28 protein-coding genes are annotated in these 25,488 nt (G+C 66.9%); 6 read left to right on the top strand and 22 right to left on the bottom strand.

Going from position 1 to position 25,488, the window contains the following annotated elements; genetic code table 11:
• Window positions 1-107: 107 nt before the first annotated feature.
• A complete protein-coding gene (gene rpmI, locus M1D40_RS05905) occupies window positions 108-302 on the bottom strand; it encodes a 50S ribosomal protein L35 (protein WP_104055427.1) in 195 nt (64 codons plus the stop codon).
• A 113-nt stretch (window positions 303-415) separates the two neighbouring features.
• Window positions 416-1,414 (bottom strand): translation initiation factor IF-3, encoded by a 999-nt coding sequence (gene infC, locus M1D40_RS05900; RefSeq protein ID WP_445818955.1) that lies wholly within the window; start codon window positions 1,412-1,414, stop codon window positions 416-418.
• A 386-nt stretch (window positions 1,415-1,800) separates the two neighbouring features.
• Here infC and M1D40_RS05895 point away from each other — a divergent pair, with 386 nt between their 5' ends.
• Window positions 1,801-2,229: a DUF1844 domain-containing protein gene (locus tag M1D40_RS05895; RefSeq protein WP_461170524.1), complete on the top strand. Its 429-nt coding sequence runs from the start codon at window positions 1,801-1,803 to the stop codon at window positions 2,227-2,229.
• A gap of 119 nt (window positions 2,230-2,348) precedes the next feature.
• Window positions 2,349-2,999 (top strand): DnaJ family domain-containing protein, encoded by a 651-nt coding sequence (locus M1D40_RS05890; protein WP_461170523.1) that lies wholly within the window; start codon window positions 2,349-2,351, stop codon window positions 2,997-2,999.
• On the opposite strand, the gene M1D40_RS05885 is transcribed toward M1D40_RS05890, so the two are convergent.
• The 8 genes from M1D40_RS05885 to M1D40_RS05850 form a co-directional block, all read right to left on the bottom strand.
• The gene (locus M1D40_RS05885) at window positions 2,985-4,280 is read right to left on the bottom strand and encodes an MFS transporter (protein ID WP_341395870.1); all 1,296 of its coding nucleotides are present in this window, start codon (window positions 4,278-4,280) and stop codon (window positions 2,985-2,987) included. The two genes, M1D40_RS05890 and M1D40_RS05885, sit on opposite strands and share 15 nt — an antisense overlap.
• A 36-nt stretch (window positions 4,281-4,316) precedes the next feature.
• Window positions 4,317-5,165, bottom strand: a complete 849-nt coding sequence (locus M1D40_RS05880; RefSeq protein ID WP_461170522.1) for an SseB family protein — start codon at window positions 5,163-5,165, stop codon at window positions 4,317-4,319.
• Window positions 5,166-5,170: 5 nt separating this feature from the next.
• Window positions 5,171-5,920, bottom strand: a complete 750-nt coding sequence (gene priA, locus M1D40_RS05875; protein ID WP_341395872.1) for a bifunctional 1-(5-phosphoribosyl)-5-((5-phosphoribosylamino)methylideneamino)imidazole-4-carboxamide isomerase/phosphoribosylanthranilate isomerase PriA — start codon at window positions 5,918-5,920, stop codon at window positions 5,171-5,173.
• Window positions 5,921-6,005: 85 nt separating this feature from the next.
• Window positions 6,006-6,164, bottom strand: a complete 159-nt coding sequence (locus M1D40_RS05870; RefSeq protein ID WP_341395873.1) for a hypothetical protein — start codon at window positions 6,162-6,164, stop codon at window positions 6,006-6,008.
• Between the two features lie 4 nt (window positions 6,165-6,168).
• The gene (gene hisH / locus M1D40_RS05865; RefSeq protein WP_341395874.1) at window positions 6,169-6,807 is read right to left on the bottom strand and encodes an imidazole glycerol phosphate synthase subunit HisH; all 639 of its coding nucleotides are present in this window, start codon (window positions 6,805-6,807) and stop codon (window positions 6,169-6,171) included.
• Complete coding sequence (hisB, locus tag M1D40_RS05860) at window positions 6,804-7,421, bottom strand: imidazoleglycerol-phosphate dehydratase HisB (protein WP_341395875.1); 618 nt, start codon at window positions 7,419-7,421, stop codon at window positions 6,804-6,806. The genes hisH and hisB overlap by 4 nt, the downstream gene beginning before the upstream one ends.
• 59 nt (window positions 7,422-7,480) lie before the next feature.
• Window positions 7,481-8,590, bottom strand: a complete 1,110-nt coding sequence (locus M1D40_RS05855) for a histidinol-phosphate transaminase (protein WP_341395876.1) — start codon at window positions 8,588-8,590, stop codon at window positions 7,481-7,483.
• 97 nt (window positions 8,591-8,687) lie between these two features.
• Window positions 8,688-9,122, bottom strand: coding sequence for a LysM peptidoglycan-binding domain-containing protein (locus M1D40_RS05850; protein WP_461170521.1), 435 nt, complete (start codon window positions 9,120-9,122; stop codon window positions 8,688-8,690).
• 387 nt (window positions 9,123-9,509) lie between these two features.
• On the opposite strand from M1D40_RS05850, the gene lexA reads away from it, so the two are divergent.
• Window positions 9,510-10,346, top strand: coding sequence for a transcriptional repressor LexA (lexA, locus tag M1D40_RS05845; RefSeq protein WP_461170520.1), 837 nt, complete (start codon window positions 9,510-9,512; stop codon window positions 10,344-10,346).
• A 75-nt stretch (window positions 10,347-10,421) separates the two neighbouring features.
• Here lexA and M1D40_RS05840 read toward each other — a convergent pair whose 3' ends face one another.
• Window positions 10,422-12,473, bottom strand: coding sequence for an ATP-dependent DNA helicase (locus tag M1D40_RS05840; RefSeq protein ID WP_461170519.1), 2,052 nt, complete (start codon window positions 12,471-12,473; stop codon window positions 10,422-10,424).
• Window positions 12,466-14,034, bottom strand: a complete 1,569-nt coding sequence (gene hflX / locus M1D40_RS05835) for a GTPase HflX (RefSeq protein ID WP_341395880.1) — start codon at window positions 14,032-14,034, stop codon at window positions 12,466-12,468. The genes M1D40_RS05840 and hflX overlap by 8 nt, the downstream gene beginning before the upstream one ends.
• A gap of 120 nt (window positions 14,035-14,154) precedes the next feature.
• On the opposite strand from hflX, the gene M1D40_RS05830 reads away from it, so the two are divergent.
• Window positions 14,155-14,775: a class I SAM-dependent methyltransferase gene (locus M1D40_RS05830; protein ID WP_461170518.1), complete on the top strand. Its 621-nt coding sequence runs from the start codon at window positions 14,155-14,157 to the stop codon at window positions 14,773-14,775.
• A gap of 138 nt (window positions 14,776-14,913) precedes the next feature.
• Here M1D40_RS05830 and dapF read toward each other — a convergent pair whose 3' ends face one another.
• The 5 genes from dapF to M1D40_RS05805 all read right to left on the bottom strand — a co-directional run bounded on the left by dapF (window position 14,914) and on the right by M1D40_RS05805 (window position 19,766).
• Window positions 14,914-15,855, bottom strand: a complete 942-nt coding sequence (gene dapF / locus M1D40_RS05825; protein ID WP_341395892.1) for a diaminopimelate epimerase — start codon at window positions 15,853-15,855, stop codon at window positions 14,914-14,916.
• A gap of 20 nt (window positions 15,856-15,875) precedes the next feature.
• Complete coding sequence (gene miaA, locus M1D40_RS05820) at window positions 15,876-16,844, bottom strand: tRNA (adenosine(37)-N6)-dimethylallyltransferase MiaA (RefSeq protein WP_461170517.1); 969 nt, start codon at window positions 16,842-16,844, stop codon at window positions 15,876-15,878.
• A 6-nt stretch (window positions 16,845-16,850) separates the two neighbouring features.
• Window positions 16,851-18,386 carry a tRNA (N6-isopentenyl adenosine(37)-C2)-methylthiotransferase MiaB gene (gene miaB, locus M1D40_RS05815; protein WP_461170516.1) on the bottom strand — a complete coding sequence of 512 codons (1,536 nt, stop codon included), beginning with the start codon at window positions 18,384-18,386 and terminating at the stop codon, window positions 16,851-16,853.
• A 61-nt stretch (window positions 18,387-18,447) separates the two neighbouring features.
• Entirely contained in the window at window positions 18,448-19,431 is a 984-nt protein-coding gene (locus tag M1D40_RS05810; protein ID WP_341395883.1) for a permease prefix domain 1-containing protein, read from the bottom strand.
• On the bottom strand, window positions 19,428-19,766 hold the full coding sequence (locus tag M1D40_RS05805) for a PadR family transcriptional regulator (RefSeq protein WP_341395884.1): 339 nt from the start codon (window positions 19,764-19,766) through the stop codon (window positions 19,428-19,430). Before M1D40_RS05805 ends, M1D40_RS05810 begins: the two co-directional genes overlap by 4 nt.
• Before the next feature lie 50 nt (window positions 19,767-19,816).
• On the opposite strand from M1D40_RS05805, the gene M1D40_RS05800 reads away from it, so the two are divergent.
• Complete coding sequence (locus tag M1D40_RS05800) at window positions 19,817-20,302, top strand: DUF2306 domain-containing protein (protein WP_461170515.1); 486 nt, start codon at window positions 19,817-19,819, stop codon at window positions 20,300-20,302.
• 32 nt (window positions 20,303-20,334) lie between these two features.
• The gene (locus M1D40_RS05795) at window positions 20,335-20,988 is read left to right on the top strand and encodes a maleylpyruvate isomerase family mycothiol-dependent enzyme (protein WP_461170514.1); all 654 of its coding nucleotides are present in this window, start codon (window positions 20,335-20,337) and stop codon (window positions 20,986-20,988) included.
• A 79-nt stretch (window positions 20,989-21,067) separates the two neighbouring features.
• On the opposite strand, the gene M1D40_RS05790 is transcribed toward M1D40_RS05795, so the two are convergent.
• The 5 genes from M1D40_RS05790 to M1D40_RS05770 all read right to left on the bottom strand — a co-directional run bounded on the left by M1D40_RS05790 (window position 21,068) and on the right by M1D40_RS05770 (window position 25,485).
• Window positions 21,068-21,931, bottom strand: coding sequence for an aggregation-promoting factor C-terminal-like domain-containing protein (locus tag M1D40_RS05790; RefSeq protein ID WP_461170513.1), 864 nt, complete (start codon window positions 21,929-21,931; stop codon window positions 21,068-21,070).
• A gap of 98 nt (window positions 21,932-22,029) precedes the next feature.
• Entirely contained in the window at window positions 22,030-23,322 is a 1,293-nt protein-coding gene (locus M1D40_RS05785) for an aggregation-promoting factor C-terminal-like domain-containing protein (RefSeq protein WP_461170512.1), read from the bottom strand.
• A 72-nt stretch (window positions 23,323-23,394) separates the two neighbouring features.
• On the bottom strand, window positions 23,395-23,979 hold the full coding sequence (locus tag M1D40_RS05780; protein WP_461170511.1) for a regulatory protein RecX: 585 nt from the start codon (window positions 23,977-23,979) through the stop codon (window positions 23,395-23,397).
• A gap of 6 nt (window positions 23,980-23,985) precedes the next feature.
• Window positions 23,986-25,041 carry a recombinase RecA gene (recA, locus tag M1D40_RS05775; protein WP_341393758.1) on the bottom strand — a complete coding sequence of 352 codons (1,056 nt, stop codon included), beginning with the start codon at window positions 25,039-25,041 and terminating at the stop codon, window positions 23,986-23,988.
• A gap of 222 nt (window positions 25,042-25,263) precedes the next feature.
• Window positions 25,264-25,485, bottom strand: a complete 222-nt coding sequence (locus M1D40_RS05770; RefSeq protein WP_461170510.1) for a DUF3046 domain-containing protein — start codon at window positions 25,483-25,485, stop codon at window positions 25,264-25,266.
• Window positions 25,486-25,488: the final 3 nt, after the last annotated feature.

Here is a 25,488-nt window from a genome sequence, read left to right as displayed (position 1 = left end):
ATAAATCTTCCGTGCGCCTGCTTGGGGCGCTCGGCCTGCTACTCAGGCCCGGAAAAGCTTGGTGGTGTGACGGAAGCCCGGACGGGCCGCCTGTCGAGGGGGAAAGACTAGATGCCCAGCATCTTCTTGATGACCTTGGCGTCTGCCGGGGCAACAAGCTTGTCACTGGCGAGGCGGCGCGTCAGCGTGGACGGCTTGTGCTCGAGGTAGTGGCGGCGGTTGGCCTGCTGGCGCTTGAGCTTGCCGGTACCGGTGAGCTTGAAGCGCTTCTTGGCGCCACTGTGGGTCTTCATCTTCGGCATGACTACCGATCTCCTTTGGGTTTCCGCAGGCTCAGAGCCTGCGGGGCTTTGGGCACCTTGCAGTGCCGGGGGTTTACTGGACGCCGGGACGTCCTGCGGGGAAAAGCTGAGTTCTACTCCGCAGTTCCGGGCTTGCTCTGGCTTGCTGCGCCCCGTGAAGGAGCAGCCTTGCCAGCAGGTTTGGATGCTGCAGCCGGCTTCGGCCGGGCAGCAGGCTTCGGCGCCGGCTTCATGGCCGTGGGCTTGGGCACAGCAGCCGGCTTGGGGGCCGGTGCCGGCTTCGACTCAGCGGGAGCCGGTGCTGCGGCGGGAGCCGCTGCAACCGGCGCGGGAGCCGGAGCCTTGGCAGCTTCTGCCGCGCGGCGTGCGTCTGCTGCTGCCTTTTCGGCAGCCGCCTGTGCACGCTTTTCAGCCATTTCCTTGTCAGCCTTTTCCTTCTCTGCGCGGGCCTTGTCAGCCTCGGCAGCGGAGGAACCGAGCCGCAGGCCGTCCGGCAGAAGATCTGCCAGGCTCTGCGTCAGGGGCGCCTTGTTCTCGGCGGAGGTGTCCACCCGTGCAGGTGCCTCGCCGTTCTTGACCGCTTCGTTGGCTGCCTTGGCATCCGCACGCTGCGACGCGCGCCGTGCTTCGGCCTTGGCTTCCGCCTTGTTCTTCAGCGGTCCGATAACCATGACCATGTTGCGGCCGTCGATGCGGGGAGTGGATTCCACCACGCCCACCTCGGCGACGTCGGCTGCGAACTTGTTCAGCAGCTTCATGCCCATTTCCGGACGCTGCTGTTCACGGCCGCGGAACTGGATCATGGCCTTGACCTTGTCACCGGCTGCCAGGAAGCGCATGGCGTGCCCGCGCTTGGTTTCGTAGTCGTGAGTATCAATCTTCAGACGGAAACGGATTTCCTTCAGAACGGTGTTCGTCTGGTTCTTGCGTGCCTCACGGGCCTTGACAGCGGCTTCGTACTTGTACTTGCCGAAGTCCATTAGTTTGCACACCGGAGGCTTTGCCTGCGGTGCCACCTCAACAAGATCCAGGTCGGATTCGGCTGCCAGACGCAGGGCGTCTTCGATACGGACAACCCCAACTTGCTCTCCAGCCGGTCCTACCAGCCGCACCTCAGGGACGCGGATTCGATCATTGATTCTTGGCTCGCTAATGTTGCAGCTCCTGATTTCTTCAAAACGGCTACCGCCTGCAACTGAAGAAGGCCTCCAATTGCACGCGCAATCGGAGGCCTCGAGGGGTCGGCGGGAGCTGCATCAGCAGCAACCTCCCGAAATGACCGGCCAGGCTGTACCTGGACCCGACACCGGGGGCCGACCGTACCCGGCAACTCTGTCTTCTGCACAAGGGCCCGAGGGCACGTGGACTGAAGATTCAGGCTGACGCGGGTGGGAGGATTCTCCGCTTGCATACTGGCTGATGTGAGACAGTCAACAACCGCTCCGTGAAGGGCGCTGAAAGTAACGACAACCAGTTGGTCTGTGACAAGCTTACCAGTATGAGTACCCCACAGAGCAACCCGGCGGGCGAGCACACCCGCCATTCCTTCCCAGGCACCACGGAAGAGGTGCACTCCCCTTCCGCTGAAGAGCAGGAAGTGGCGGCCCAGATGCGCGACATCGCCGAGGTCCCCGCAATCGAAGTTATCACCACCGCCGCCGTACACCTGATGAGCGCCGCCGCCGTTAAGTGCGGCCTCGCCGAAGGCGACGACGCCGAGGAGCTGAAGGACCTGGACGAGGCCCGGAAGCTGATCACGGCACTGGCCGGCTTTGTCACCGCCGCAGCCCCGGAGATCGGCAGCCAGCATGCCGGTCCGTTGCGCGACGGGCTGCGCTCCCTGCAGCTGGCCTTCCGCGAGGCTTCCCTGGTTCAGGATGCGCCGGGCAAGGGCCCGGGCGAGAAGTTCACCGGCCCCGTCAACTAGTTTCCCCGCATCAGAAAAGCCCGGGAGGATTGCCGCTGCGGCAAGCCTCCCGGGCTTTTTTCTGCCCGGAAGGATTGCGTAACCTGTACGGGACGTTGAACGGAAGGCGGTGACGCTCGATGGGCGGCAGGGGTGCCGAAGCCTACAAAAAGAGGCTGGAGCAGGCGGCGCGGCTCAAGGCTGCAGGAACGCCGGAGAATGCGGGCTACAAGCTGCCCGAGGGCCTCGGCGGTGCCGAGGAGGATGAGCTGGAGGCGAAGCGCCGGAAAGTCAGCGCGGCGGACAAGGCCAACTATCTCATCCGCGACGCCATGAACCGCGGGGACTTCGACAACCTGCACTACGCCGGCAAGCCGATCCCCGGCCTGGATGACCCGGACCCGGACTGGTGGCTCAAGCGCCTGATCAAACGCGAGAACATCTCCGGCCTGGGGCCGCCCGCGCTGCTGCTGCGGGTGGAGGATGAGGAATTTGACGCGCGGCTGGACCGGCTGCCGTCCGAGCGGCAGGTCCGCGACGCCGTCGCCGATTTCAACACCCGGGTTATCGAGGCGCGGCGGCAGCTGCTGGGCGGCCCGCCGGTGGTGACGAAGCTGCGCGATGAGGAGGCCGAGGTCCGCGGCTGGCGGCTGCGCAAGGGCCTGCCGCCGGCCGCGGATTCCGGCACGGCTCCTCCGCCGGGCGCTGCACCGGAAACGCGGCACAGGTCCGGCCCGCGCAGCTGGCTTCGCCGTTTGCGTGCGCTGTTCGCTGCCCTACCGGGCCGCTAGCCGCGACGGACGCCGGCTGAACTTCCGTACGCTCAGCGTCACCGCAACCAGCAGCGCCGCGGAGGCCCCGGCGAAGATGAAGCCTGCCCAGGGCCCGATGAAATCGATTGCCGCGCCTGCCAGCGGTGCTCCGAGTGCCGTGCCTGAGGTTAGCGCCGAACCGTACCAGCCCATGGCCTCGCCCCGCCGCTCCTCGGACACCAGGTCCGCGACGCGCTCGGAGGCGGAGGACAGCACCGGAGCGCAGAGCAGCCCGGCGGGGATGGAGAGCAGCGCGAGGCTGATGGTGTCGGTGGCCAGCGCCATCGGCAGTGTCAGGACAGCCATCGCGAGCAGCAGCAGCATGGGTGAGATGCGCCGCTGCATCGCTCCGTAAATCAGGCCGCCCACCACGGAGGCAGCGCACCAGACAGCGAAGACGATCCCCACCTGCCCGGGCTCGCCCGTATGCTCCACCAGGGCCACGATGCCTACGTCGGAGCTGGAGAGCAGCAGCCCTGCCCCGACCGCCACGGCAAAGACCACTGCCACGCTGAGCGTGAACCAGGAGAACCCCGAGCGCAGGCGCGCCCCGCGGCCCAGGACCGCCAGCGGCTGCAGTTCCGCGGAGGCTTCGGACAGGTGTGCAGGAGCGGCCGCGACCACGGCGGCGTTGGCTGCTTCGCGCTCCTGGACGGCGGTGGCGGCGTCGCGCGGGTTCTCCGACCGGGTGGGCGGATTGAACCAGATCAGCAGCAGTCCGGCCAGCGACGTCGTGATGCCCACCAGGGTCAGCCCGACCACCGAGGACAGCTGGGTGGCCAGGACGGCACCCAGGGCCGGTCCGCCCATGAAGACGACCTCGGTGGCAATTGAATCCAGGGCGAAGGCGGTGCGGCGCTGGTCGCCGGTGGCGAGCACGCCGAGGGACTGCCGGACCACACTGAACACCGGCAGCGTGAACACGCCGCCGATCAGCGCCAGGACGAGCAGCCACTCATAACTGGCGTGCGGGGCGATGGACCAAATCACGGCCTCGGAGATCACCGAGGGAATCAGGGCCCGGCGCAGGCCCACATTGTCCACCCGGCGGCCGCGCCAGGGGGCGCCGAAGGCAATGCCAATGGTGACGACGGCGGCGACGGCACCGGCCTTGGCGTAACCCATGTCCATGGTCAGGACCACGTGCAGGGTCAGCAGCACCCCGGCCGCGGAATGCGGGAACCGGGCGATCATGCCCACCAGCAGCAGCCGGCGGATCGGGGCGACGCGGAGCAACTCCCCGTAGGCGGAAAAATTCACGGCACTTCACTTCCGGCGGTCCCCCGCCCAGCAAGGTCAGCGCGTGATTTTGAGTTCCAGGGAATCCACGCGCTCAACGAATAACGGATCGGCAGCGAGCCGTTGCTGCAGCAGTCCGGCGATGCCCTGCACCGCCTGCGCGTCCAGTCCCGGTGCCAGGTGAAGAACCATTCTAAGCTCAGGACCGGCACCTCCTCCGGCCACCGCCGTCCCGCGCGCCGAACGTGTCACTGTTCCCGGCCCCGGAGCCAGCTGGACTGCGGTGACTGCGGGTTCCGCGCCGACGGCGGCGGAGACAACCTGCGCCACCTCCTGGTCGGCGTACGACGGCGTCCAGGTCCGCTGCTGGGCCAGCGCCCACATGGCCGGCCGGCGCACCACGAAGGTCACGTCGGCGCCCGGATCCACCACCAGCAGCTGCGCTTCCTCGGACACGGCGGAGAGGGCGGCGCGGGCGGCATAGACCGCCACCGGCCGGGCTTCCGGGTGCCACTGCTGCAGCGCCGGCACGGAGGTGAAGACCGGCAGCGCCTTGCGCCCGTCCGGCGCGGTGAGGGTGACCAACGCCATGTCGGCCTCCTTGTCCGCGGTCAGTCCGTGTTCGGACTGCGCTTCGGCGCCGAGGGTGGCGACGATGGGCACAAACACGCGGGCGGTGGCCAGCGCAGCCACTACGTCCGCTTCGGTGCCCGTGCCGGCTTCCAGCGCCGCCAGGGCGTCGAGGTAGCCGGCGTCGGCGGCGCCGTCGTCGGCGTCGAAATTGTGCAGCGGGTTGCCGTCGCCGGAAAGATCCCGGCCGGACCAGGGCTGCCCGGCGGAGTCGGACGGTCCCCCGGCCCCGGCGAGGGCGGCGGCGATGTGTCCGGGGAGGGCGCGCTCAGCCATGGGTCCTAGCGCTCCGGATGTCCGGCGATGTCGAAGGCCTGCGGCAGGGTGAAGGCGCCGGCGTAGAGGGCCTTGCCCACAATCGTGCCTTCCAGGCCCAGCGGAACGAGTTCACGCAGGGCGGCCAGGTCGTCAAGGCTGGAGATGCCCCCGGAGGCGACAACGGGACGGTCGGTGCGCTTGAGGACTTCGCGCAGCAGTTCCAGGTTGGGGCCGCGCAGCGTTCCGTCCTTGGTGACGTCGGTGACCACGTAGCGCGGGCAGCCGGCGTCCTCCAGGCGGGCCAGGACCTCCCAGAGGTCCCCGCCTTCCTTGGTCCAGCCTCGGGCGGCCAGGGTGGTGCCGCGAACGTCGAGCCCGACGGCGATGGCCTCGCCGTAGCGGGCAATGGCACTGGCGGTCCATTCCGGGTTTTCCAGGGCTGCGGTGCCCAGGTTCACCCGGCTGGCTCCCAGCTCCAGCGCCATGTCCAGCGAAGCGTCGTCGCGGATGCCGCCGGAGAGCTCCACCTTGATGTCGAGTTCCTCCACCACGCGCTTGAGCAGCGGAAGATTGGAACCGCGGCCAAAGGCTGCGTCCAGGTCCACCAGATGCACCCAGGCGGCGCCGTCGTTCTGCCAGGCCATGGCTGCCTCGAGCGGATCGCCGTAGCTGGTTTCGCTGCCGGCTTCGCCCTGGACCAGGCGCACTGCCTGGCCGTCCGCGACGTCCACGGCGGGCAGCAGTTCAAGGATGGGTGTTTCAACAAGTGACATGGTTCTGCTTTCCGTGGGGTTCAGTCCGGAGAGGGCGTGCGGGGCCCGGCGGGGTTGCCGGGCGGAGGTTTTGCTCAGGTGGCGGCTAGGCGGACGTGTCGATCAGGAGGTACGCGCCGAGGAGCGCCATTCCTGCCAGGACCCAGAAACTGACCGTGATGATTTTGGACATGCCCTGGCTGCGGAAGGAGATGGCGCCGCCGATCAGCAGTCCCGCCAGACCCATGAGAATGAGGCTCCACATGGCCCTAACCCAGCGTCTTCAGCCAGTTTTCCAGCAGCGCCGCACCGGCGTCACCGGACTTTTCCGGATGGAACTGGGTTGCCGTCAGCGGCCCGTTTTCCACCGCAGCAACGAAGCGGCTGCCGTGTTCGGCCCAGGTGACCTGCGGGGCGCGCATGGCCGGCTGGGTGACGTCGAAGTCCCATTTCTGCACGCCGTAGCTGTGCACAAAGTAGAAGCGTTCGTTCTCGATGCCGGCGAACAGCTGGGTATCCTCCGGAGGTTGGACGGTGTTCCATCCCATGTGCGGCACCACGTCGGCTTTCAGCCGTTCAACGACGCCGGGCCACTCCCCCATGCCGGGGGTGCGGACGCCGTGCTCCACGCCCTCGTCGAAGAGGACCTGCAGTCCCACGCAGATGCCCATAACCGGGCGTCCGCCGGCAACGCGCCGGCCGATCAGGCGCAGGGCATCAACGTCCTTCAATCCCTGCATGACAGCGGCGAAGGCGCCGACTCCGGGCACCAGCAGCCCGTCGGCGTTCAGTACGTCGTCGGATTTGGCGCTCAGGGTGACGGTGGCACCGACGTGTTCCAGGGCACGGACGGCCGAGCGGATGTTGCCGGAACCGTAGTCCAGGACGGTGACGTTGCGGGCGGTCACAGTGCTCCCTTCGTGGAGGGGATGCCCTCAACCCGGGGATCCGGCTCGACGGCTGCGCGCAGAGCGCGGGCAAAGGCCTTGAACTGGGCCTCCACGATGTGGTGCGGGTCCCGGCCGCCGAGCACCGTCATGTGCAGGCAGATCTGGGCGTGGAGCGTGATGGCCTCAAAGACGTGCCGGGTCAGCGATCCGGTGAAGTGCCCGCCGATCAGATGGTATTCCTGGCCCGCCGGCTCGCCCGAGTGCACGAGGTAGGGGCGTCCGGAGATGTCGACGACGGCGTTGGCGAGGGCCTCGTCGAGCGGAACCGTGGCTTCGCCGAAGCGGCGGATGCCGGCCTTGTTTCCGAGCGCGGTCTTGAGTGCCTCGCCGATGCTGATGGCGATGTCCTCCACGGTGTGGTGGACATCGATGTGGGTGTCGCCGGTGGCCTGGACCGTGAGGTCGATCAGGGAGTGCTTGGCCAGCGCCGTCAGCATGTGGTCGTAGAACGGCACGGACGTGCTGATATCCGACTGGCCGGTTCCGTCCAGATCCAGCTGAACGACCACTGAGGATTCGCTGGTCACCCGTTCCAGGCGTGCGGTGCGGCCGGTGGTGGTCTCCACGGTCATGGTTTTCCTTTGAAAGAAGGTGGTCTCTGCTAACAGTTTAGTGGCTGCGCCCGGGGGCGTTAGCGGACGCCGGCAGCCAGCAGCTCGCGCAGCCGGGTCAGGAAGGCGCTGGTTTCAGCTTCCGTGCCGGCGGTGACGCGCAGGTGGCCGGTGATGCCGACGTCGCGCACCAGCACTCCCGCTTCCAGCAGGCCCTCCCATACTGCGCGCGGATCCTCCAGCCCGCCGAAGAAGACAAAGTTGGCGTCCGAGGGCGCCGGCTTCAGGCCGAGGGTCAGCAGCTCGGCGACGATGCGGTCCCGCTGGACCTTGATGGCTTCGACGTTGGCGAGCAGGGCGTCGGCGTGCTCAAGGGCCGCGTTGGCGGTGGCCTGCGTGACGGCGGAGAGGTGGTACGGCAGCCTCACCAGGCGCAGCGCGTCGGTGACTTCGGGGGCTGCCGCCATATAGCCCACCCGCGCTCCGGCCAGCGCGAAGGCCTTGCTCATGGTCCGGGACACGATGAGGCGCTCACGTCCGGGCAGCAGCTGCAGGGCACTGGGGGTTCCGGCGTGGAAGAACTCGGCGTAGGCCTCATCCACGATCACGATCGCCTGCGAGGCAGCGCCGGCTTCATAGACGGCTTCGATGACATCAAGCGAGAGCGCCGTGCCGGTGGGGTTGTTGGGCGTGCAGAGGAAGACAATGTTCGGAGCCTGCTCGCGGACCTGATCCGCTGCGGCGTCTGCCGTGAGGGTGAAGTCCTCGCTGCGCAGGCCAGTGACGTAGCGGGTCCCGGTGCCGCTGGCCAGCAGCGGATACATGGAATAGGTGGGCGGGAAGCTCATGGCTGTCCGTCCGGGGCCGCCGAAGGCCTGGAGGATCTGCTGAAGGACCTCGTTTGAGCCGTTGCCCGCCCAGATGTTTTCCGTACCCAGGCCGTGGCCGAGATATGCGGCGAGGCGCTCCCGGAGTTCGGTGAACTCGCGGTCCGGGTAGCGGTTCAGGCCTGCCACGGCCCGGTCAACGGAGGCGGCGATGGCCTTCCGCACCTGCTCGGGCAACCCGTGCGTGTTCTCGTTGACGTTGAGCAGGATGGGCACGTCAAGCTGCGGAGCACCGTAAGGCGCAAGTCCGCGAAGGTCATCGCGCAGGGGAAGTCGGTTCAGTCTCTCCAGCTGTTCAGTCACCACTACAGCTTAAGACTCCAAGGCGGGGCGGGAAGAATCCCCGTGTCGCAGCAGCGGGTTGTTACGTTCTGAGTTGTGCTTGGAACGGACCCGGGATTCAGGACTGGACCGGAATGAACAGCTGCACTCCGGCCGGCACCCGCTCGGTGGGCAGGTTGTTCAGTTCCATGATGTCGGCGACCACATCCCGGGGGTCGCGTTCCGGGGCGAATTCCTCGGCCAGGGCCCAGAGGGAGTCACCGGGAGTGACGCTCACCTGAAGGGTCCGCGTGACGTCCGGCCCGCCGTTCGAGGCGACGGCCGGGGCGGTGAAGAAGCCCAGCACGGTTAGCGCGGCAGCGGCCGTGAGCATCAGCGGCAGGCCGATAAACACCAGCCGGCCCCGCCGCGTGAGCCGGAGCCGGGCCGCCGGAGCCTGGTCTCCGGAGGCTGCGGCGGGCGAAACAGCTTCCGGCCCGGCTGCGGGCCGGGCCGGAGCCGGGGCGAAGGGGGCAGAGGTCCGGGACAGTGTGGATAATGCGTGGGCTGGCATGGAAATACCTTTCCGGTTCGAGAGCAGCAACGGCAGACCCGAAGCTGTATTCGAATAAGTGAAAGCGGTGCGGAGTGAAGATTTCGAAACTATGTTCGAAGGTTGTGAACTCATTTCTAGCACCTATCTACTAATAAAGTCGAGACTCGCTCGAACAAATGTTTGAAAAGGCCGCTCCCCTCGCCTAGCGTTGAGTCCAGAGGAAGAGGGTTCGGCGGTTTACACCGGGCCGGTGCGGGGCGCGGGCCCCGGAACGGTTCGAACAGGACCACTGAATCAGCTGCCTCTGACATTCCCGCCGGCACGGCTTGCACAGCGTTCCGGCCCAGACATCCGCCCGACCAGCTCCGGCACCGCCCGGACCAGCTGACCCGAAGGGAACCCCACGTGGCCCGCAGGACTGCTTCCGAAGACAGCACCAATCAGCCAGCTGCGACCGGCACCCGTGCGCGCGCGAAAGGCCTCACTCCGCGGCAGAAAACCGTCCTTGAGATGATCCAGCGGTCCGTGAGCACCAACGGGTACCCGCCCACCATGCGGGAAATCGGGGACACCGTGGGTCTGGCGAGTCTGTCCAGCGTGACCCACCAGCTCATGCAGCTGGAGAAGCTCGGCTACATCCGCCGCGACCCCAAACGCCCCCGCGCCATGGAAATCCTCATTCCGCTGATGCTGCGCGACGGACAGCCGGCTTCCCCCGGCGCCGACGGAGAGCCTTCGGACAGCCCACGCCGCACCGAGCCGGCGCTCCCGGCCGGAGGCGGCTCCGGCAGTGCAGGCAGCCGCTCCGCCGAGGGTGAGGGCGCCTCCGCGGGCCTGGCCACGGTCACCGAGCTCTCCACCTCCGTGGACACTGCCATGGTTCCCCTGGTCGGCCGGATCGCTGCCGGCGGGCCCATCCTGGCCGAGCAAGTGGTTGAGGACATCATGCCGCTGCCGCGCCAGCTCGTGGGACACGGTGACCTCTTCATGCTCCGGGTCTCGGGTGATTCCATGGTGGACGCCGCCATCTGCGACGGTGACTGGGTGGTGGTACGCCGCCAGCCCACAGCCGAGAACGGCGACATCGTAGCCGCCCTGCTGGACGACGAGGCCACGGTCAAAACGTTCCGCCAGCGCAACGGCCACACCTGGCTGCTGCCGCAGAACACCCGCTACGAGCCCATCGTGGGCGACCACGCCGTCATCATGGGCAAAGTCGTATCGGTCATGCGCTCCCTCTAGCCCGACACACGCCAGACGACGCACACAAAAGGGCGGCCGGATTCTTTCCGGCCGCCCTTCTGTTTGTCTTCTGTTCTACTTCCGGGCTCCGGGAACCTTCTCCTGCGCCGCAGACTGCTCGGCCAGGCGGCCCAGCACCGACAGGACCACGGAACGGTCCGTTGTGGACCAGAACGGCGGCAGAGCGGCCCGCAGGAAGCTGCCGTAGCGGGCAGTGGCCATCCGGGAGTCCAGGATGGCCACCACTCCGCGGTCTCCGGCGGCGCGGATCAGGCGCCCGGCCCCCTGCGCCAGCCGGACTGCGGCATGCGTCGCAGCCACCGACATGAACCCGTTCCCGCCGGCTTTGGCCACCGCGCGGGTGCGGGCCGTCATGAGCGGGTCGTCCGGACGCGGGAACGGGATCCGGTCAATGAGCACCAGCCGGCAGGCGGTTCCCGGCACGTCAACGCCCTGCCAGAGCGACATGGTGCCGAACAGGCAGGTGTCGGGCTCCTCGGAGAACTGCTTGACGAGCGAGGACATCGAGGACTCCCCCTGGCACAGGATCGGAAAATCCACCCGGGTCCGCATTGCGTCGGCCGCGTCTTCGGCGGCCCGGCGTGAAGAAAACAGTCCCAGCGCCCCGCCGTTGGATGCTTTCAGCAGCGCCTCGATTTCGTCCAGCTGCGCCTCGGAGGTGCCCCGTTCTGGCTTGGGCAGATCCTTGGCCACGTACAGCACGCCCTGGCGCGGATAGTCGAAGGGGCTGCCGACGTCGGTGCCCGTCCAGGAGGGTGCCCCGGGGCCCAGGAGCCCTAGCGCGCCGGCCACCGGACCGAACTTGGAACCGATGGCCAGGGTTGCCGAGGTCAAAACCACCGTGTGGCCGTCAAAGAGTCCTTCACGCAGCCTCCCGGCCACCGACAGCGGCGCAACGTTCAGGGTGGCCGGAGCGGTCTCATCCGGCGGGGAGTAGCCGCCCGACGGCGAGAAGGAGCTGGGCCGTGACGCCCAGATCACTTCACCGGCATCGGGGGCGGAAACGAGCCGCTCACAGATGCCCAGCACGGCCATGAGGCGGGACCTGGCGGTCTGGCGCCCGCCGTCGGCCGTTTCCCCGGGCTCCGGCTTGGAATCGGACAGGGCCACCCGGCAGGCCTCGCGGACGCGGCCCACCGCCTGTTCCTGTTCCTCGTTCAGCCCGCTGGCCAGCAGCCCGGACGGAATGCCTTCCAGGGACTTGTCGAAGGCGCGCCCGGCCTGGGCCAGTTCTTCGACGCTGGCGGAGGTGTGCTTGCGCGCCGCGGTGACAGCGGCGGAAATTACGGTTCCGGAGAGCTGGCCGGTGACGGCGCCGGTCACCCGGTCCTGCAGCTCGTGGGCCTCGTCGATGACCACCACGTCATAGTCCGGCAGCACAGCCAGACCCTCGAACGCGGCGATGGCCAGCATCGCGTGGTTGGTGATGACGACGTCGGCCACCGCAGCCTGGGCACGGGCGCGTTCACTGAAGCACTCGGCGGCCATCGGGCATTTCTGGGCGCCCAGGCACTCCATGGACGTCACTGAAACCTGGCGCCAGGCTTTGTCGCTCACGCCCGGAACAAGGTCGTCACGGTCTCCGGTGTCGGTCTCCTCGGCCCATTCACGCAGCCGCACCACTTCCCGTCCCATCGCCGAGGTGGGCGAGGGTGCGGGATGGCCTACGGCGCGGTCTTCGCCGAGCGTAAACAGAGCACCGGCGGGATCCTCCTCTTCCGGGAATCCCCCGCCGGTCTTGTGCAGGCAGACGTAGTTGCTGCGGCCCTTGAGCAGCGCGACGTCGACCTCGCGCGGCAGCTTGGGCTTGAGCGTCTTGAGCAGGCGCGGCAGGTCACGGCCCACAATCTGGGACTGCAGCGCCAGCGTGGCGGTGGAGACCAGCGTGGGCTTGGTGCTGTCCAGCGCGTGGTGGATCAGCGGCACCAGGTAGGCCAGCGACTTGCCGGTTCCGGTGCCCGCCTGAACCAGCAGATGCTGTCCCTCGTGAATGGCCTGCGTGACCTGGCGGGCCATTTCGTGCTGGCCCGGGCGGTTTTGGCCGCCCATGCCGGCTACGGCGGTGTCCAGCAGATCCAGGACTTCGCCGGTGGTGTCTTTACTCATGGGTGACGAAGGGCTCCAGTTCAGCTGCCAGGCCCTCGCGGACCATCACGTGCAGGCGGGTTCCTGCCTCGGCGTGTTCCACGGAAAGGATTTCCGTGTCCGAGCTGTGCAGCCGGGAGACAATCTCACCGCGGTCGTAGGGCACCAGCAGGTGCAGGTCCACGCCGGGGCGGGGAATGCCTTCGGAGATGGCCTGCAGCAGCTCGTCGACGCCCTGGCCGGTCCGGGCGGAGACCACAACGTGGCGGCGTTCCTTCTGGCGCAGCCGTTCCAGGACAAACGGATCAGCGGCATCGGCCTTGTTCAGGACGATGATCTCCGGAATGTTGCGGGCATCCACATCCGTGAGGACGGTGCGGACAGCGGCGATCTGGCCCTCGGGGTCCGGATGCGAGGCATCCACCACGTGCAGGATCAAATCCGCGTCGGCAACTTCCTCAAGCGTTGAGCGGAACGCCTCCACAAGCTGGGTGGGCAGCGAACGGACAAAGCCGACCGTGTCCGCCAGCGTGTAGCCGATGCCGTCTTCGGTCTGGGCCTTGCGAATGGTGGGGTCCAGGGTGGCGAACAGTGCGTTCTCCACCAGGACGCCGGCATCCGTGAGCCGGTTCAGCAGCGAAGACTTGCCGGCGTTGGTATAGCCGGCAATGGCCACCGACGGAACCTCGTTGCGCTGCCGGTTGGCGCGCTTCGTTTCCCGGGCTGGTTTCATTCCTGCGATTTCACGGCGCAGCTTCGCCATGCGGGTGCGGATCTTCCGGCGGTCCAGTTCGATCTTGGTTTCACCGGGGCCGCGCGAGCCCATGCCTGCGCTGGCGCTGCCGACCTGGCCGCCGGCCTGGCGGGACATGGATTCGCCCCAGCCGCGCAGGCGCGGAAGCAGGTATTCCAGCTGTGCCAGTTCCACCTGGGCCTTGCCCTCGCGGGACTTGGCGTGCTGGGCAAAGATGTCAAGGATCAGCGCAGTCCGGTCGATGACCTTGACCTTGACAATGTCTTCCAGGCCGCGCCGCTGTGACGGGGCCAGTTCGCTGTCCACAATGACCGTGTCGGCACCGGTGGCCATCACGATGTCCTTGAGTTCCTGGGCCTTGCCCGAGCCCAGGAACGTCCCGGGGTCCGGCTTCAGGCGCCGCTGGATGATGCCGTCAAGCACCTCCGAGCCCGCCGTCTCGGCGAGGGCAGCAAGCTCCTGCAGGGAGTTCTCGGCGTCGGCCGCCGTTCCTTCGCTCCACAGGCCGGCCAGCACTACGCGCTCCAGGCGCAGCTGGCGGTATTCAACTTCGGTAACGTCTTCCAGCTCGGTTGACAGGCCGGCCACGCGACGCAGTGCGTGGCGGTCGGCCAGGTCTTCCTGGTCGCCGTCGTGCGATGAATGCCCGACGTCGTCCGAAAGGGCCTGGGCCCTGCCGCGCGGGGCGTTGCCGCCGGGGGCTTTGGCCTCCGCGGCGCTCTCCTTGGCGAGGATCCTGTCAATGACCCCCTGGATGTCCTCCGGGCTCAGCTCCGTGTTGGGCTGGGCGGAACCGGATGTGCCAGGGCGGGAATTGTTGATCGTCATAATCTCCTTATAAGCCGTGTTCTCCATGGTAAGTCAGTGCACGGACATTTGGGGGCGTGATCTTCCCGCCGTTCCATCCGGTTTCTGCAGCCTGCCACAGACCCACTATTCTGGTTTGTTATGGGTTCAGACCATTACTTCAGTTCACAGCCCTCGGGCCCCGAGGTCCGCCGGCCGCTTCATGTCACTCTTGACGGCCGGGAGCGCACACTCGTCACGTCCGGCGGGATTTTCAGCCCCGACGCCATAGACAAGGGAACCGTGGTCCTGCTGGACGAAGTTCCTGCGCCCGCCCCTGCCGGCAACCTCCTTGACATTGGCTGCGGCTGGGGGCCGGTCGCCCTGACCATGGCACTCAAGTCCCCGGACGCCCGGGTGTTCGCCGTGGACGTCAATGAGCGCTGCCTGGGCCTGACCCGCGACAACGCCGCCGCCCTGGGTCTGGGAAATGTGACGGCGTCGCGGCCCGATGAGGTGGACCCCGACCTGCGCTTCGACACCATCTGGTCCAATCCGCCCATCCGCATCGGCAAGAACGAACTGCATGCCCTGCTGCTGCTGTGGCTGCCGCGCCTGGCTCCCGAAGGAACCGCGTGGCTGGTTGTCCAGAAGAATCTGGGGGCGGACTCGCTGCAGAAGTGGATGGCCGAGCAGCTCGGCGACGGCTTCTCCGTGTCCCGCCACAGCACTGCCAAGTCTTTCCGGATCATCAAGGTCGAGCGCAAAGCCCGCGTGAGCTAGCCGCCGAAACTGTCAGTGGTTCTTTCCATGCTTGGTTCAACCGCCTCCCCGGGCTGATTATTCCGTTCCGGGGAGGCGGTTTTCCGTGCTCCGGGACTCCGGCGGCGGGGCCGGGGCCAGAGGCTTGGAGGTTAGACGCTAGAGGAGCGTGCCGCGCGCCACGAGGACGGCAGGGCCGCTGAGCTCAACGTGTTCGCGGCCGTCTTCGGCGGTCAGGAAACGCACGCCAACGACGCCGCCCGGCACCGTGACAGCCCATTCGTTCGGGGCCTCACGTCCGGCCCAGAAACGGGTGGCGGCGGCAGCCGCGCACGCACCGGTGCCGCAGGAGAGGGTCTCCCCCACGCCGCGCTCGTGCACGCGCATCGTCAGCAGCCCCACCCCGTCAACCACCAGCGGATCGGCGGGCACCACGAATTCAACGTTGGTACCGTTCTCCGGTTCGGGCTGCACGGACGGTGCGGCCGTGAGATTGGTGGCTGCCAGTTCGGAGAGCTCCGCCAGCGCAACCACGGTGTGCGGGTTGCCCATGCTGACCGAGAGGCCGGGGCGCGGAACCTCCAGCCCGTCGGCGTTGACCACTGCGTCCATGGCCTTGGCGGCAGCATGGTCCGGATGGATGAACTCCCAGGGGCCCATGTCCACGGCGTAGCCGCTGTCCACGCGGGTGACCGTCTTGGTCCCGGCCCGCGTGCCGACGGTCAGGGTTTCGCCCTCGGTCAGCTGCACGAGGCCTTCGGCGAGCAGGAAATGGGCAAAGACGCGCACGCCGTTGCCGCACATCTCCGAGACGCTTCCGTCGGAGTTGTAGTAGTCCATGAACCATTCGGCCCCCGGGTCGCTCTGCAGCAGGGCCCGGCCCTCGGGAAGACGGGCTGAGCGGACTGCACGGATGAAACCGTCTGCGCCGATCCCGCGGTGCCGGTCGCATACGGCGGCTACCTCGGCCGGAGCGAGCACGCGGTCTCCGTCGGGATCGGCGACCAGCACGAAGTCATTTCCGGTGCCGTGGCCTTTGGCGAAGGAAAGACCGGCCAGGGAGGCGGGCAGGCCGGATGCGGAGAATCCGGAATCGGACAAGGGGGCGGAGAGTCTTGTGTTCACTGTTCAAGGATAGCGGCGGCGGCACGGGCGGTCAGTTCGGGATCGTCCCAGTCGAGCCAGGTGATTCTCGGGTCGGCCCGGAACCAGGTCAGCTGGCGGCGGGCGAACTGCCGGGTGGCCACCACGGTCTCCTCCACCGCCGCGGGCACCGTCGACTCACCGTCGAGCACGCGCAGGAACTGGGCATACCCCAGGGCGCGGCCGGCCGTCCGGCCCTCGCGCAGGCCGCGGTCCGCCAGCGCTTCCACTTCCGCCGGCAGGCCCTGCTCCACCATCCTGTCCACCCGGGCGGCCAGGCGCCGGTGCAGCAGGCTGCGCTCCATGGTCAGGCCGAGCTGGACAGCGGGCTGGAAGTACTCGCGGGTGGGCATGAAGGAGCTGAAGGGGCGTCCGGTGAGCCGGTGGACTTCAAGGGCCCGCACCACCCGGCGTCCGTCGCCAAGCCGGTCCGCTGACACCGGATCCACCTCGCGCAGCCGCAGCCGCAGCGCCTCCAGGCCCGTCTTTTCGAGTTCGCGTTCAAGTTCGGCCCGCAGCACCGGGTCGGTGCCGGGGAACTCGAGAACATCCAGTGCAGCCCGGACGTACAGGCCGGAACCGCCCACGAGGATCGGATAGCGGCCGCGTGAACGGATCTCGGCGATCAGGGCGCGCGCCTGCTCCTGAAACCGGGAGACGCTGGCTTCCTCGGTGACGTCCATGATGTCCAGCAGGTGGTGCGGAACGCCGCGGCGCTCGGGCACGCTGATTTTCGCGGTGCCGATGTCCATGCCGCGGTAGAACTGCATCGCGTCGGCGTTGATCACTTCTCCCCCGAGCGCCAGGGCCAGGGAGACGCCCAGATCGGATTTGCCGGAGCCGGTGGGCCCGACGACGGCGACCACCGGCCGGTCCGCCCCGGCACCGGGCGCGGCCTCGCCGGGGCCGGCACCGGGCGCGGTCTTGCCGTGAAGGACAGGGTCCATTTCGGGTTAGGAGCGCGGAGGGAGCGTGGGCATGCCCAGGGAGACCCCTGGTTTTCCGCTGCCGGCAGCGGGCGAGGGGACGCCGCACGAATCGGCCTGCGACCGGTCCCAGGCGTCACCGGCACGCGAGCGGCGCAGCGTGTAGTCCGCGGCCGTCGCCGGGTCGGAGACCAGGTGGAAGGCGGCAGCGGAGGTGACGGGAACCGTCACCAGATCGCCGGGGCGCGGCACCGGGCCGCCCTCGGGCACGGAGAAGTGGACCAGGCGCTGGTCGCGGGAACGTCCGGACAGGCGGCCGGTTTCCTCGGACTTGCGGCCGGAGCCGGCAGTGACCATGACTTCCACCGTAGTGCCCACCTGCTTGGCGTTTTCCTCGGCGGCAATGCGGTCCTGAAGTGCGGTCAGGCGCTCAAAACGTTCCTGGACCACGGCCTTGGGAAGCTGGTCCGGCAGGTCGGCCGCGGGTGTGCCCGGCCGCTTGGAGTACTGGAAGGTAAAGGCTGTGGCGAAGCGGGACTTCTCCACGACGTCGAGCGTGGCGGCGAAGTCTTCTTCGGTCTCCCCCGGGAAGCCGACAATGATGTCGGTGGAAATCGCGGCGTGCGGCATGCGCTCGCGGACGCTGTCCAGGATGCCCAGGAACTTCTTGGAGCGGTAGGAACGGCGCATGTCCTTGAGGACCTTGTCGGACCCGGACTGCAGCGGCATGTGCAGCTGCGGCATGACGTTCGGCGTTTCCGCCATCGCGTCGATGACGTCCTGGGTGAAGGCGGCCGGATGCGGGCTGGTGAAGCGCACCCGCTCCAGGCCCTCAATGTCGCCGCAGGCACGCAACAGCTTCGCAAACGCGCCGCGGTCGCCGAACTCCACGCCGTAGGAGTTCACGTTCTGTCCCAGCAGAGTGACCTCGATGGCGCCGTCGTCCACCAGTGCCTGGATCTCGGCGAGGATGTCGCCGGGCCGGCGGTCGCGTTCCTTGCCCCGCAGCGAGGGAACGATGCAGAACGTGCAGGTGTTGTTGCAGCCCACCGAGATGGACACCCAGCCCGCGTAGACGGAATCGCGCCGGGTGGGCAGTGTGGAGGGGAAGACGTCGAGGGATTCCAGGATCTCCAGCTGCGCTTCGTCGTTGTGGCGGGCCCGTTCCAGCAGCGCCGGCAGCGAGCCGATGTTGTGCGTGCCGAAGACTGCGTCCACCCACGGGGCTTTCCGCTGGATGGTGTCGCGGTCCTTCTGCGCCAGGCACCCGCCCACGGCGATCTGCATGCCGGGGCGCGTTTCCTTCACGTGGGCCAGCATGCCCAGGTTTCCGTAGAGCTTGTTGTCCGCGTTCTCGCGCACCGCGCAGGTGTTGAAGACGACGACGTCGGCCGCATCGCCGTCGGCGGGCACGTAGCCGGCGTTTTCCAGCAGGCCGGAAATGCGCTCGGAATCGTGGACGTTCATCTGGCAGCCGAAGGTCCGGACCTGGTAGGTGCGCGGGGGCTGCAGGTGCTCAGCGGGGACGGGGGAAGATGCGGGGGAAGATACAGTCAAACTCACATTCCTAGGGTACCTGCCGCGGGGCGGGGCCGGTGGTCCTCCGGCACCCGCCCCCGCTTCGTTACCGGGACGCCGGCTGCGGCACCGCAGCCTGCCGGGCGTTTTTCCGGGCTTTGCGGAACCCGTCGGCGATGTCCCACAGGCTGATGATCAGTACGGAAGCCGCGGTGGCCGCCCCGATCCAGGCGGCGGTATCCGTTCCCCAGCCGACATTGGACAGGAACGACCAGTCGAAGACCCGCCCGTTGGCCAGCAGCCACAGGACCGGAACCATGAACAGCAGGGCCAGGGCGGCATTCACGGCGGCAAAGGCATAGGTCCAGCGGCCGGCGACGTAGAGAACGACGGCGAACACGGCCTCCAGAACCAGCAGGACGACGATGTACGGCAGCCAGAACTCCCAGAGCTGTTCCTGCAAGACCAGCACCGGCTCGCCCTCCAGGTAGAAGAGGGACCCGACCCGCTGCCAGAGCAGGAGGCCGATAAAGAAGGCCAGGACAATAACCGAAGCGATGGTGTCGCTCAGCGAGATTCCGCCGCTGCGCTGGACCTGCGGCAGCATCTCCGGCGTCCACTGCTGCAGGCCGAGGTCTTTGCTCCGGGTGCCGGTGCGCTGGATGATCGCGAACACGAGCGTCACCCAGAAGGTGACCTGCACCAGCGCGGTGAGGGCTGCGCCGATCGCCGCACCGAACGCAGCGGCCGGATTTCCCGGATCGGCAGCCATCCGCACGAGGGTGACAGCCACGAAGGCCAGCGGCACCACGATCAGCAGCAGGATTCTCAGCACCCGCCACCAGTCCAGATAGAGATCGGGGCCGATCAGGTACAGCGGGCGGTCGGCATACCGGGCGGCCAGGCGCTGCGGATCACCGAATTCGGCGAGCACTGCGTTCTCGGCCTCGGCGGGTTGTTCACCCGCCTCGATCCGGGCATCGACGGCGTCGGTAATGGAGTCGCGCAGCTCCCGGTCAATATCGCCGCGCTGCTGCTCGGGAATGGATTTCAGAGCTGCAAAGACATAGCGGTCAGTGAGGGTGTTCATGATCCTGTTCCTTCATTGAGCTGGCAGATGGAGGCATGCAGGTTGTTCCAGTCCTTCAGCAGCTTCTCCAGCAGTTCCGTGCCCTGCCGGCTGGTGCTGTAGAACTTCCGCGGCCGGGCCTCCTCGGTGTTCCAGGAACTGGTCAGCAGGCCCTGTTTCTCCAGGCGGCGCAACAGCGGATAGAGGGTGTTGGCTTCGACGGCGAACCCGGCCCGGTTCAGGGCCTCCAGGAGTCCATAGCCGTAACCCGGGTGTTTGAGGATGGACAGGCAGGCCAGCACCACGGTTCCGCGGCGCAGTTCCTGCAGGTGTCCGCCCAGCAGATCTTCGTCCATGGGTAACACTATGGTGTGTAACACACACTAATGCAAGAGGCAGGACTCCTTTGAGCGACGAATGGCATACTCACCACATGATTGCCCTGCATGTACTTACGGTTACCGCTGCCTTGGTCTCAGGGATCATGGTGCTTGTCTTACCCAAAGGTTCAGTTGCCCATAAGAGACTCGGGTGGCTGTACCTCGCGTCCACAGTGGTGATGGCGCTGTCTTCGTTCGGCATCTATGAACTCAGAAGCGGGCCGAGCCTTTTCCATGCGGTCTCGGTGACGATGCTGATAACAGTTGGTTTAGGCGTTTATCAGCCGTTACGGCGCAAAAGAAGCTCCACCTGGCTTTTCTGGCATCTCCTGCTCCTGCAGATCTCGTATGTCATGTTGGTCGTGACAGGCATAGCCCAGTTCTTTGACCGGCTGCCGTTTAGCAGCCCGGCCGCAAACGCGGTCGTTTTTCTCCAGCTTCCACTCATCACGGGCATCGTGTTTATTGCCCTCTCCGCCAGGTCTCACAGAATGACCCGTGTTCCTGCATAGAATTCGCGCACGGAAAGAGGTTGGATTGCCCCATGCCTTCCCTGTCTTTGGCCGCGGTGTGGCCGGCCGTCCACAATGAGCGCCAAGCACTCATTGAAGATCTTGAATCGCTCACCCCGGAGCAATGGGCCGCGCCCTCGCTCTGCGCCGGCTGGGACATTCATGACGTGCTGGCCCACCTCGTGGATACGGCGAAGACAACTCGTCTGCGCTTTCTCCGTGACATGGTTGCCGCAAAGTTTGATTTTGACCGGGCCACCGAACGCGGCGTCACCCGGGAACGTGCCGCGACCCCGAAGGCGACCCTGGCCGAGTTCCGTCGCCTGCGCGAAGCAACCAGGACGCCGCCGGCGGCCCCGGCAACCCGGCTCGTCGAAGCAATCGTGCACGGCGAGGACATCCGGCGTCCCCTTGGGCTCACAGGGACCTACCCGGGCGAGTCGGTCGACGCGGCCCTGCAGTATCAGCTCACAACAGGGGCCGCCCTGGGCGGAGGTAAGGAACGCGGGGTTGGATTCCGCCTGCAGGCTTCCGATTCACAGTTTGAGCACGGTTCCGGTCCGGGCGTCAGCGGAACCTCGCTGGCGCTCCTCATGGCTGTCTCGGGCCGCCCTGTTCATAGGGAAAATTTTTCAGGCGCGGGTGCCGCAGCATTCATCCGAAATCTGAAGGGAGCGTCTGGCTGAGCTGCCCCGGGCCGCAGGCCTTCTACACACAGAAGGGGCCCGCCGGATAAAACCCGGCGGGCCCCTTCTGTGTGCAGGTCTAGTACCAGTTGTTGGCGTAGTGGAAGTTCAGTGCACCGCAGGGGCTTCCGTAGCGGGACTCTATGTAGCCCAGGCCCCAGTTGATCTGCGTTTTGTAGCTGGTCAGATAGTCCGGTCCCGAGGATGCCATTTTTTCAGCCGGGAGCGACTGGACAATGCCGTAGGCACCGCTGCTGACGTTGGTCGCACTGGTCATCCAGTTGGACTCCTTCTCCCAGAGCGTGTTCAGGCAGGTCATTTCCGACGCGGCCCAGCCGTGGCCGGCAAGGGCCGAGGCAGCGTAAGCCTTGGCTCCGGCAGGATCATCCACGGGTACGGAGGCTGCGGCGGCTTCAGCGGCAGCGGCCTCCTCGGCGGCACGGGCAGCAGCAGCCGCATCAGCCGCAGCCTGAGCTGCTGCTTCCTGCTCGGCCGCCACGCGGGCCTGCTCTTCTGCGGCCTTCGCTTCCGCGGCAGCCGCTTCCGCAACCCGTGCTTCTTCAGCCGCGGCTGCCTCAGCCACCCGCGCTTCTTCCGCTGCGCGGTCCTCGTCGGCCGCCCGGTTCTCTTCGGAGGCCTTCGCCGCTGCCGCGGCTTCCGCTTCCGCCCCGGCCCCGGACTCGTCTCCCGGCCCGGCCGTCTCCGTAGGTGCAGGGGTCTGATCGGAGCTGTCATCCGAGGTTGCGCCGGAGATCGGCGAAGCCAGGCTCACGAGACCTGCGCGCAGCTGGTCGTTTTGCACGGAAGCCCCTGCAACACCGAAGAAGACCAGAGCTCCGGCAGCAGCCACGGCCCCGACGCGGAGCTGGCGGGTGCGGCGGGAGCGCCGGCGTTCCTGGGTAATTTCGCGTCGCCCGGGGGCGTTCTTGTGGGAGGAAGTCATAGGACCGAGACCCTACCGGCGGATTCTGGCCGCGGTCTCAGCTTCGTAACGATCTGGTTGACAGGCGTGTTGCGTCACGCTTTAATGACCCGGCCCTGTTAGTACCAGTTCACATCCTCGGAATGCTGCCACGCCGCACAGGGGCTGCCGTAGCGTGCTGCAATGTATCCCAGACCCCACTCAATCTGGGTCCGGTAACTGGTCCGCCAGTCGGCCCCGGCGGTGGCCATCTTGTCTCCGGGCAATGACTGCGGGATGCCGTAGGCGCCGCTGTACGGGTTGTTGGCGCTGGTTCGCCAGCCCGACTCACGCTGCCACAGGTTGACCAAGCAACGCTGCTGGTCCTGCCCCCACCCAAAGGCTCCCAACCGGCCGGCTGCATAGGCCTGGGCACCGGCCGGATCATCGATGGGACCGGGAGCGGGCGCGGGCGGAGGCTGCGGGGCTGGCGGTGCCGGAGAGACAGGTGGGACTGGAGGGGCAGGTTTGGGCTGTGGGACTTGGGGAGCGGGTGTGGGAATTATCACCGGAGCGGGTCCCGTTTCCACCGGCGGCGGAGTGATTCCCCCGCTGTTCCCGGAGTCGTTTTCCCTCTGCCGGTCTGCCTCGCGTGCGGCTTCTTCGGCTTCCCGTGCTGCCTGCTGCTCGCGGTAGTCCTCCTCGGCCTGAAGCCCGCGCAACCGCTCCTCTTCGAGCTGAACGCTCGTGTTCCGCAGGGCTGCGAGCTGCGCCAACAGGACCGCGCTGCGCTCTTCCTGTTCCCGGACCGCGGCGTCGGCGGCGGCCGCGGCGGCTTCGGCATCACGGGCCAGCTGCAGCGATTTGGCGGCGGCTTCCTCCCGGGCTTCCCCTGCCGCAGCCTCGCGGTCTTCAAGGCTGCGCAGCACATTGGCGGCAGCCGCGGCTTCAGCCTGCAGCTGGCCGGTGCGCCCGCTTATTCCCTGCAGGGTGGTGAGGCGGTCCATGGCGCCCACTGCCGCATCTGCATCCAGGAGCATCAGCAGGCTGGAGTCCATGCCGCCGGTTTTGTAGGTCTGCGCCGCCAGGGCTCCCATCTGATCGGAAAGCCCGCGCGCCGATGCCGCTGCTTGGGCCCGTTGAACGGAGAGGACTTCGAGGGCCCTTTTGGTGGTTTCAGCTTCCGCCGCGGCCCTCTGATGATCCGCAGAGGCCTGCACCGCCGTGTTTCCCAGGCGCCCCGCGTCGCCGGACAGTTCCCCCAGAAGTGCTTCTATCTCGGCGGACTGCCCTTCCGTGGCTGCCACGCTCGCCTTGGCCTGTTCCACCTCTTCCCAGGAAGGAAAGTCTGCCGCATCGGCGGGCACGGCAGTGAGGACCGCGGCGGCCAGCACCCCGGTCAGCATCACGGATCCCCAGGAAACAAGACTCAACTTCTTCCCCGGCAGCAACATTGACAACATCGGGGTTTAGCCTACGCCACACGGCGGATTATCCCTACGGTTCTACCAATCGTCTTCGGGCTGCTGCTCAAGCACCTCACCGATGACCTCGTTGACCACCCGATAGCCCACCGACGGGGAATATCCCTTGCGTGCCAGCATGGACACCAGACGCCTCGCCTGTTTGTCACGGGCGGCCCGGTCCGTCAGGTCAACGGAGTGCTGGAGCTTGCGGCCGGCCAGGGCGCGCGCTGATTCCAGTTCGTCCTCGTCGCTGACCTGTTCGAGCGCCTCCTCGGCCAAGTCGCCGGTGATTCCCTTCTCAGAGAGTTCACGCTTCAGCGCACTTCTGGCGAGCGACTTTGACCGGGACCGGCTGGCCACCCACATGCGGGCGAATTCAGCGTCATCAATAAGCTGAACTTCCTCAAAGCGGTCCAGCACCGCTTCGATGACGTCATGGGGGATGTCCTTCTCAGCCAGCTTCACCGCGAGCTGGCGGCGGCTTTTCGGTGCGCTGGTCAGCTGGCGCAGGACAATGTTGCGGGCCGTGCCGTAGGGATCGCGTTCCCGCTCCCCCGGCTGCACGGCAACGGGTTCCCCGGAATGACTTTCCGTACCGGGAAACCCGCTGTTGTGCTGCTGCATGGCGGCCTAGGCGTCCTTCGGAACGGCCTTGAGCTTCTTCGGGTCGGCCGGAGCTTCTTCGGCGGGACCGTCAATGCCCAGCTTTTCGCGCAGGCGGCGTTCCAGTTCATCGGTCAGCTCGGGATTATCCCGCAGGAACTTGCGGGCATTCTCCTTGCCCTGGCCCAGCTGGTCGCCGTCGTAGGTGAACCAGGCGCCGGACTTCTTCACGAAACCGTGCTCCACGCCCATGTCGATCAGCCCGCCCTCGCGGGAGATGCCGGTGCCGTAGATGATGTCGAACTCGGCCTGCTTGAACGGCGGGGCCATCTTGTTCTTGACGATCTTGGCACGGGTGCGGTTACCGACAGGCACCGTACCCTCCTTGAGCGTTTCAATCCGTCGGACGTCGATGCGCACGGAGGCGTAGAACTTCAGCGCCTTGCCGCCGGTGGTGGTTTCCGGGCTGCCGAACATGACGCCGATCTTCTCGCGAAGCTGGTTGATGAAGATGGCGGTGGTGTTGGTGTGGCTCAGGCGTCCGGCAATCTTCCGGAGGGCCTGGCTCATAAGCCGTGCCTGAAGGCCCACGTGGCTGTCACCCATGTCGCCTTCGATTTCCGCCCGGGGAACCAGGGCTGCCACGGAGTCAATGACGACCACGTCAACGGATCCGGAGCCAATCAGCATGTCCATGATTTCCAGCGCCTGCTCGCCGGTGTCCGGCTGGGAGACCAGGAGGGAGTCCGTGTCGACGCCGAGACGGGCGGCGTAAATCGGGTCCAGGGCGTGCTCGGCGTCAATGAACGCGGCAATGCCGCCGTTCTTCTGTGCATTGGCCACTACGTGAAGCGCCAGGGTGGTCTTACCCGAGGATTCAGGACCGTAGATCTCCACCACGCGGCCGCGGGGAAGCCCTCCGATGCCGAGGGCGAGGTCAAGGGCGATCGAACTGGTGGAGATGGTCTCCGCCGGAGCACGGACCTCGTCTCCGAGCCGCATGATCGAGCCCTTGCCGTACTGCTTATCGATCTGGGCCAGCGCTGCTTCAAGAGCCTTTGCGCGGTCGACTGCTGCTGCCATTCTTCACCTCGGTTGTTTGATTTTTGCTTGGCCCGAAGGCCGGGTGTCCTGCTCACCTACGACCATATGCGGCGGCACTGACAAAACAGCGGAGCGGGTTGCTGTGGGGATATCAGGGGTAGTTTCGCGGTCGTTTTGCCCTTGTGTAGGAGCATATCCGCACCCGAACAGATATTCGAATTCCGAACACCGGCGTGTCCGTTATTCCCTTCCGCGCGCCGGCTACTTTTTGGGGGCGATATCCCGGCCTAGGCGGCGTTCGGGCGGCACGTCCTGGACATCGCAGACCGCAAGCCACACTGTCTTGGGCTCAATCCCGCCGCCGAGTGCCTCGGTTGCGGTCTTGCCGCCGAGGGAACCCAGCACCAGGTCGGAGGCCAGCACCCGGGAGTAGGCCGGACCAAACTCGTCGTCCATCAGCCGCCAGAAATCACTAAGTCGCATCGC

This window comes from Arthrobacter sp. Z1-15 (assembly GCF_054792395.1).
Note: the sequence above shows the minus strand (reverse complement) of the source record. Positions and strands in the feature narration are given on the sequence as shown.

Bases quoted from the DNA above. Each gene is read 5' to 3' on its own strand.
- rpmI (WP_104055427.1), bottom strand. From the start codon at position 302: ATGCCGAAGATGAAGACCCACAGTGGCGCCAAGAAGCGCTTCAAGCTC.
- M1D40_RS05895 (WP_461170524.1), top strand. From the start codon at position 1,801: ATGAGTACCCCACAGAGCAACCCGGCGGGCGAGCACACCCGCCATTCC.
- M1D40_RS05890 (WP_461170523.1), top strand. From the start codon at position 2,349: ATGGGCGGCAGGGGTGCCGAAGCCTACAAAAAGAGGCTGGAGCAGGCG.
- M1D40_RS05880 (WP_461170522.1), bottom strand. From the start codon at position 5,165: ATGGCTGAGCGCGCCCTCCCCGGACACATCGCCGCCGCCCTCGCCGGG.
- priA (WP_341395872.1), bottom strand. From the start codon at position 5,920: ATGTCACTTGTTGAAACACCCATCCTTGAACTGCTGCCCGCCGTGGAC.
- M1D40_RS05870 (WP_341395873.1), bottom strand. From the start codon at position 6,164: ATGTGGAGCCTCATTCTCATGGGTCTGGCGGGACTGCTGATCGGCGGC.
- hisB (WP_341395875.1), bottom strand. From the start codon at position 7,421: ATGACCGTGGAGACCACCACCGGCCGCACCGCACGCCTGGAACGGGTG.
- M1D40_RS05850 (WP_461170521.1), bottom strand. From the start codon at position 9,122: ATGCCAGCCCACGCATTATCCACACTGTCCCGGACCTCTGCCCCCTTC.
- M1D40_RS05840 (WP_461170519.1), bottom strand. From the start codon at position 12,473: ATGAGTAAAGACACCACCGGCGAAGTCCTGGATCTGCTGGACACCGCC.
- hflX (WP_341395880.1), bottom strand. From the start codon at position 14,034: ATGACGATCAACAATTCCCGCCCTGGCACATCCGGTTCCGCCCAGCCC.
- M1D40_RS05830 (WP_461170518.1), top strand. From the start codon at position 14,155: ATGGGTTCAGACCATTACTTCAGTTCACAGCCCTCGGGCCCCGAGGTC.
- miaA (WP_461170517.1), bottom strand. From the start codon at position 16,844: ATGGACCCTGTCCTTCACGGCAAGACCGCGCCCGGTGCCGGCCCCGGC.
- M1D40_RS05810 (WP_341395883.1), bottom strand. From the start codon at position 19,431: ATGAACACCCTCACTGACCGCTATGTCTTTGCAGCTCTGAAATCCATT.
- M1D40_RS05805 (WP_341395884.1), bottom strand. From the start codon at position 19,766: ATGGACGAAGATCTGCTGGGCGGACACCTGCAGGAACTGCGCCGCGGA.
- M1D40_RS05795 (WP_461170514.1), top strand. From the start codon at position 20,335: ATGCCTTCCCTGTCTTTGGCCGCGGTGTGGCCGGCCGTCCACAATGAG.
- M1D40_RS05790 (WP_461170513.1), bottom strand. From the start codon at position 21,931: ATGACTTCCTCCCACAAGAACGCCCCCGGGCGACGCGAAATTACCCAG.
- M1D40_RS05780 (WP_461170511.1), bottom strand. From the start codon at position 23,979: ATGCAGCAGCACAACAGCGGGTTTCCCGGTACGGAAAGTCATTCCGGG.
- recA (WP_341393758.1), bottom strand. From the start codon at position 25,041: ATGGCAGCAGCAGTCGACCGCGCAAAGGCTCTTGAAGCAGCGCTGGCC.
- M1D40_RS05770 (WP_461170510.1), bottom strand. From the start codon at position 25,485: ATGCGACTTAGTGATTTCTGGCGGCTGATGGACGACGAGTTTGGTCCG.